Genomic DNA, 6,000 nt, shown 5'->3' with positions numbered 1-6,000 from the left:
TAAGCCCAAAAAAGCGCACTTAGGTGCGCTTTTTTTATGCCTGCGATTTAGTTCGTGATTGTTGTGCCCTCTGAAACACGCCGTAAACCCATCCATGGGGGCTCCGACACCGCATCCCTGCGGTGTAGGGTTTCAGAGGGCACAACAATCACTCCCTTTTGATACATAGCAAAAAGTTTGAGGAGGAGGGGAGTAACACGCGGAGACCCATCCGTGCTTTTGTATTAGCGGCTTAGCACCTGCTTCCGTGCAGCCAAAAGTTCCAGATTGAACAAGTATTCCACTTTGGTAACTATTAAGCCTGTGAGGACTGTAGAAATGCGCGAGACGGTTCTATTGTTACTGCGGGAAGGTCGCTTTATGCATTACAGTTATTGACAGTTATAGTGGGCTTCTCACCTCGATTAGGGTGACGATACGTAAGCTTACATACTTCGTCTTCTCCAATTTCATCATTGCTAAAGCCGCTAGTTTGTCTTTCTAGAGTAAAGATAACTTCAGGGGCTGAGCCTGTTAGTTTCCAATCGTCTTCGGTGAAGTCTGTTACGAGTTTCAAATTCGTTTGTGTTGCGTAAGGGTAGCCATAGCGTACACGAATACCTGAAGTTAGGGTGGTATCAGCGCTACCTTCAACACCCTCAAGAAGTGATTTTGCATAGACAATATCTGAAGAAGCGACTAGGGCCGATTTTAAGCCCTGTAGTGCGCCCACTTGCGCGTCTTTTTGAATGTTTAGAAGCTTAGGAGCTGCTGTAACAGCAAGTATGCCAAGCACAACAATTACTATAATTAGCTCTATTAACGTGAAGCCTTTATTTTTTATGTGCATACCTTACTGTACTTGGAAGCCTTAAATCGTTTGCGATCTAGTTTAAGTGTATACCATTGAATAAACGTTTCAATTTAGACATAAGCCTAAGTCTATTTTTAACGAAAAGTTGATATAAAAAAGCTAGGCATTTGCCTAGCTTTAGCTTTGTTAACCCTGTACCAAACGCGAATTACATTTGTTCTATTTTGTAACCTTTAGCTTCTAATAGGGCAATCACGCTGTCATCACCCACTAAATGTCCTGCACCAACTAAAACAAACTCTTGGTCTTCATCGCCGAACATAGCTTCGATTTGAGGTAGCCAGTTTTGATTACGCTTGGTAAACACATCATCATAAGAGGTAGGAGATTCACGTTTGAATGTATCTACCACCAACTCATCAATTTGATCAGTGTCACCGTTTCTCCATGCTTTAATAGTGCTTTGTAGCATGTCTTTTAGCTCTGGTAAGGTTTCTAACGTTTCAGAAATAAGGCGATCTTCTTCACCCGCGCCCATGTTCGCAAGCATATTGATTTGAAAATCTAGTGATTCTAAGTATTCACTTGTTTTACCGTCACGTGCCGCCAACTGCATAAAATAGGCATCTACCCCTTGCCCGGCCATCTGAGAGCGCTGTGCTTCCATAGCAACTAGCATTGATGCAACCATACCCGGCTTAAATCGAGCTAACTGATCGGCAGTAGCTCCAAAGTTAGCTAAATAAGCATTAAGGGCCTGATAGGTTTCTTCTGATACATCATCTTTAAGCGACTTGCCTTCTGCATACGCTAGCCCTGCCATCATTTTTTGCTGGCCTTCAATGTCTGTGGGATCTGGCATTTTGACTTCGAACACTAGTGTGTCTGCCTGCTCATAGACGTCGGTAAATTCACTCGGCAGAGGGAATTCAGAAATAGGTAAAATATGGATAGTGCCACCTACATATACCGCGTCTTCACCATTGGATACTTTCCAAACTGACGTTTGGCTATCATCGTCGGCAATAGCGGTTGTTACTGTAGATACAGCGAGTCCTAGTGAGAACAGTAGTTTGTGTATAGAAAAGCTTTTCATCTTCATCCCTAAGGGTTATGTACTTATTAGCTAAAGCGTGCGATCTAGTATCCCTTCGCTTTTAAAAAGTCGTAATTATTTTAACGGTAGTGAGTAAATTATAAGCTAGCATAGCAAAATGCAATCTAGATATAACCTGTACTTAGTGCAGTTTTTTCAATCTACGTAAAAAAGAAGCATCTATATCTATGCGGATTGGTATTACAGCCCTGTTCATGTACCTTAACTCATAAAGAAAGCTACTCATTTACGTCAGGCGTTTATTTTTTATGAAATTTACATACCTACAGATGTACGTACTTGCGTTGTTATTTACTCCTACTACATTAGCTACTACAAGCCCTATGCAAAATAATAAGCCACCCTTACCCCAAGCAGCCAGTGAGGCGTTGATAGAAAGCATTTCAGCATTTCCCCACTTTACTAAAGAAGAAGTAATAGCGAGTATGCCTCGTACCATTGAAGAATGGAGAAACTATGTTAACGCTAGAAATAGCGAGCAAAAGAAAAAAATCAAAAAGATGAAAAAAGAGCTTAACGTGGATGTTGAGCTTATTAAATTAAATGATGTGGTAGTGCGCAAGTTGACACCTAAAACGATTACACCTGAATTTAAAGACAAGGTTTATCTTGATATTCATGGTGGTGCGTTTGTCCTGTTTGGCGGTTTGCCTAGTATCGAAGAAGGGCTGCTCGTTGCTGAAAGGTTAGGCATCGTGGTGTACAGCGTTGATTATAGAATGCCTCCAACGTTTCCTTTTCCAGCTGCACTGAATGACGTAGTGGCAGTTTACAATGCTTTACTCGACCAAGCTAGTGAGGGGAATATATACGTAGGGGGAACCTCTGCTGGAGGTGGCTTGGTATTGTCACTGGTACAGTCGCTCATTAAAAGTGAAACACCTTTACCGAACGCGGTTTATGCAGGTACCCCTTGGGCCGACCTTACCAAAACCAGCGACAGCCTTTCTACAAATGAGAGTATAGACGGTGTGTTGGTGACCTACGATGGGATACTTGAAGCTGCCGCCAAACTATATGCTGGTAAAAGACCACTAACAGACCCTGCTATATCGCCACTTTACGGATCATTTGAAGCCTTCCCTCCAACTCTACTGGTGACAGGGACGCGAGACATGTTTTTAAGCGACACGGCACGAGTAAGTCGCGAAATACGCGATAGCGGAGGTGTTGCGCAAATAGAGATCTTTGAAGGGCTATCCCACGCCGAATATTTGATTTTCTATAAAACGCCAGAGTCGGAGACCACTTACAGGTCGATAAAATCCTTTTTTCTCTCTGCTATTTAATCAGCTTAGTGCGCATACTGTTCAGTATGCGTACTAAAAGCGCCATAACATAGGCTCGACTACACAAATATTTCGAATTAAAAACTTCGAAGCAAAAATTACGAACCAAAAATTACGGTTAACACGGTAACGATAGCTCCGATACCAGCTATTTTTAGCCCGTTCTTGTACATAGGCAGTTTAGGAACAAACATCAAAAACGCGGAAATAACAAAAAATAGCAAGCCTACGCCAAAGCTTATGTTAAGCCAAAATAGAGGGCTGTTATTCGTCGCTTTGTGAAGCTTAACCATTTTAGACAAAACGATTGGATAGTCTTTTTTCGTGACAGTCGCTTCACCGGTAGCTTTATCGTAGCTTCCTACATTAAGCACAATTTCATCTGCATTTTCGCTTGTTACTTTACTCCCTCTCATTTTGAGTAAAGGCAGCAGTTCTTCTTTTGTTAGATTAGCTTCAAGTTGCTTAGTGTGGGTTTGTTCATACTTCAAAATATCAGTAGGTCGAAAAATAAGAAGAATCCCGCTTACTGCATACACACCCATAATGCCTGCGAGAAAAAAACCGAGCCAACGGTGATATTTGCGAAAAGCCATGTGGAATTTAGGTGATGCCATTGTTCTGCCTACAGATAAAAAGAGGCGTATTTATAAACGAGAATGCATCTTATTTAAAGCGCTGTTTACCTGTTTGATAGAAAATTTGAGATTAACAGCGTATTTTTTCTCTTTTCCGTAGCGCTGCCTATAATCAAGAAACGCTAAGTGGTATGAAGAGTCGGAAAAAACTACGCCAGAGTTAGACTTTAGTCTTACAATGGCGCTAAACCATGGCGACAAATGGTTTAATGTTAAAAGACAGACTCGGGTTTTTAAGCTTCGATATACAGCGAAGCTTATGAGATCTTATAAAAACAATATTAGGATAATAAAATGCAGTCTATTGCCATAGTGATACTGGGCATCATTGGAATGTTGCTTGGTTGGTTCGTATATTCGAAGTTTATTGCGAACCGCATATTCAAGTTGGATGATAGTTTTGTAACCCCAGCCCATACCATGCAAGATGGTGTCGATTTTGTTCCCACCAATAAAGTAGTGTTATGGGGGCACCATTTTACCTCGGTAGCCGGTGCTGCGCCGATAGTAGGTCCCGCAATTGCCGTTTATTGGGGCTGGGTCCCCGCTGTTCTGTGGGTGGTATTTGGCACGATTTTGTTTGCTGGTGTGCACGATATGGGGGCTTTGTGGGCCAGCGCCCGCCATAAAGGGAAATCAATGGGCGCGCTCTCTGAGAGCGTTATAGGTAAACGATCCCGCTCTCTTTTCATGATAGTCATCTTCCTCGTTCTGTTGATGGTTAATGCCGTTTTCGGCGTAGTTATCGCTAATTCCTTTGTTTCTCAACCTACGGCAGTTTTTCCGGCATGGATGGCAATTGTGGTTGCGCTTATTATTGGTCAATTACTAAAACGGAACTTTAGCCTTATTCCTTTGTGTATTGTCGGTATAATCGTGCTTTACGCCTCGGTATACGCGGGTAGTTATATTCCTCTGAGCTTGCCAGAAACCATGTTTGGTTTAGCCGATAAAGCAAATTGGATTATCATTCTTTTCGTTTACGCTGCCATTGCATCATTACTACCAGTTTGGATGCTGCTACAGCCGCGTGATTTCATTAATGGTATGCAGCTATTAGTGGGCCTATTTTTACTTTACGGTGCTGTCTTCTTTGCTATGCCGGATATCACAGCGCCAGCGTTTAACACGCAAACGGCAGTAGATTCACCAAGCCTTATCCCATTGCTGTTCGTCACCATTGCGTGTGGTGCGGTTTCTGGCTTCCACGGCATAGTGTCATCAGGTACTAGTTCCAAGCAGCTTGATAAAGAAACAGACGCACGTTTCGTAGGTTACCTTGGCGCTGTGGGCGAAGGTTCTCTTGCGCTTATTACTATTGTCGCGGTTAGCGGTGTAGCGTTCGCTGCGTCACCTGAAGAATGGCACGAAGTATATAGTCACTTAGGCGCTGGCAGTGTCGGCGCATTTATCACCGGTGGTGCGAACCTTATTCAACAGGGTTGGGGGCTGCCAGTAGATTTTTCTTCAACGATCCTCGCGGTAATGGTTGTCCTGTTTGCAGGTACCACTATGGATTCAGGTGTACGCTTACAGCGCTACATCATCCAAGAATGGGGTGATATTTATTCTATCGGTGCACTGAAAAACGGCGTAGTAGCGACGCTTGTGGCGGTAGGCTGCTGTTTGCTACTCGCGTTTGGTGCAGGCGGTGCGTCAGGCAGTGGAGGCATGATCATTTGGCCGCTATTTGGTTCGACTAACCAAATCTTAGCTAGCCTGACCCTATTGGTTATATCGGTTATGTTGATAAAGCTCGGGCGTCCTGCAAGGTATACGCTTATACCCATGGTATTTGTGTTGATTATGGCTTTCTTTGCTGGCTTGATTAAGCTTAAAGAGTACTACGTAGAAGGAAACTACTTGTTAGTATTCTTAGACGCAGTAGTGCTGATAGTTTCAGTATTGGTAATGCTCGAAGCTTTCTCTGTAGTGTCTAAGCTTAAAAATGAGAAGCAACACAAGGTCACACAAGAATAAGCAGCTTAATGACTAACTGAACAATGATTTGATTTTTCATGGTTGACCTCTGAGTTTAAAAAGCACACTCACGAGACAGTCAACATTCGGCCAGTACATTTGTACTGGCCATTTTTATTCTTCTACAATCAACCTAATCAGTTTTGTTGATTTTCTGTCACACCTTATATCTGTTACTATCTG

5 protein-coding genes are annotated in these 6,000 nt (G+C 42.8%); 2 read left to right on the top strand and 3 right to left on the bottom strand.

Translation table 11 applies throughout. The features are described from left to right. Positions 1–358: 358 nt before the first annotated feature. Both ACYTPF_RS17430 and ACYTPF_RS17425 read right to left on the bottom strand, forming a co-directional pair. Positions 359–829 (bottom strand): type II secretion system protein, encoded by a 471-nt coding sequence (locus tag ACYTPF_RS17430; RefSeq protein ID WP_461853089.1) that lies wholly within the window; start codon positions 827–829, stop codon positions 359–361. Positions 830–1,001: 172 nt separating this feature from the next. After that, positions 1,002–1,889 (bottom strand): TraB/GumN family protein, encoded by an 888-nt coding sequence (locus ACYTPF_RS17425; RefSeq protein WP_461853088.1) that lies wholly within the window; start codon positions 1,887–1,889, stop codon positions 1,002–1,004. Positions 1,890–2,158: 269 nt separating this feature from the next. Between ACYTPF_RS17425 and ACYTPF_RS17420 the strand changes: the two genes are divergently transcribed. Next, positions 2,159–3,199, top strand: coding sequence for an alpha/beta hydrolase (locus ACYTPF_RS17420; protein ID WP_461853087.1), 1,041 nt, complete (start codon positions 2,159–2,161; stop codon positions 3,197–3,199). Positions 3,200–3,297: 98 nt separating this feature from the next. On the opposite strand, the gene ACYTPF_RS17415 is transcribed toward ACYTPF_RS17420, so the two are convergent. Next, complete coding sequence (locus ACYTPF_RS17415) at positions 3,298–3,816, bottom strand: hypothetical protein (protein ID WP_461853086.1); 519 nt, start codon at positions 3,814–3,816, stop codon at positions 3,298–3,300. A gap of 315 nt (positions 3,817–4,131) precedes the next feature. Between ACYTPF_RS17415 and ACYTPF_RS17410 the strand changes: the two genes are divergently transcribed. Continuing rightward, the gene (locus ACYTPF_RS17410; RefSeq protein ID WP_179984799.1) at positions 4,132–5,817 is read left to right on the top strand and encodes a carbon starvation CstA family protein; all 1,686 of its coding nucleotides are present in this window, start codon (positions 4,132–4,134) and stop codon (positions 5,815–5,817) included. Positions 5,818–6,000: the final 183 nt, after the last annotated feature.

It is taken from the genome of Alteromonas sp. HB246098 (assembly GCF_054890645.1).
Note: the sequence above shows the minus strand (reverse complement) of the source record. Positions and strands in the feature narration are given on the sequence as shown.

Bases quoted from the DNA above. Each gene is read 5' to 3' on its own strand.
- ACYTPF_RS17430 (WP_461853089.1), bottom strand. From the start codon at position 829: ATGCACATAAAAAATAAAGGCTTCACGTTAATAGAGCTAATTATAGTA.
- ACYTPF_RS17425 (WP_461853088.1), bottom strand. From the start codon at position 1,889: ATGAAAAGCTTTTCTATACACAAACTACTGTTCTCACTAGGACTCGCT.
- ACYTPF_RS17420 (WP_461853087.1), top strand. From the start codon at position 2,159: ATGAAATTTACATACCTACAGATGTACGTACTTGCGTTGTTATTTACT.
- ACYTPF_RS17415 (WP_461853086.1), bottom strand. From the start codon at position 3,816: ATGGCATCACCTAAATTCCACATGGCTTTTCGCAAATATCACCGTTGG.
- ACYTPF_RS17410 (WP_179984799.1), top strand. From the start codon at position 4,132: ATGCAGTCTATTGCCATAGTGATACTGGGCATCATTGGAATGTTGCTT.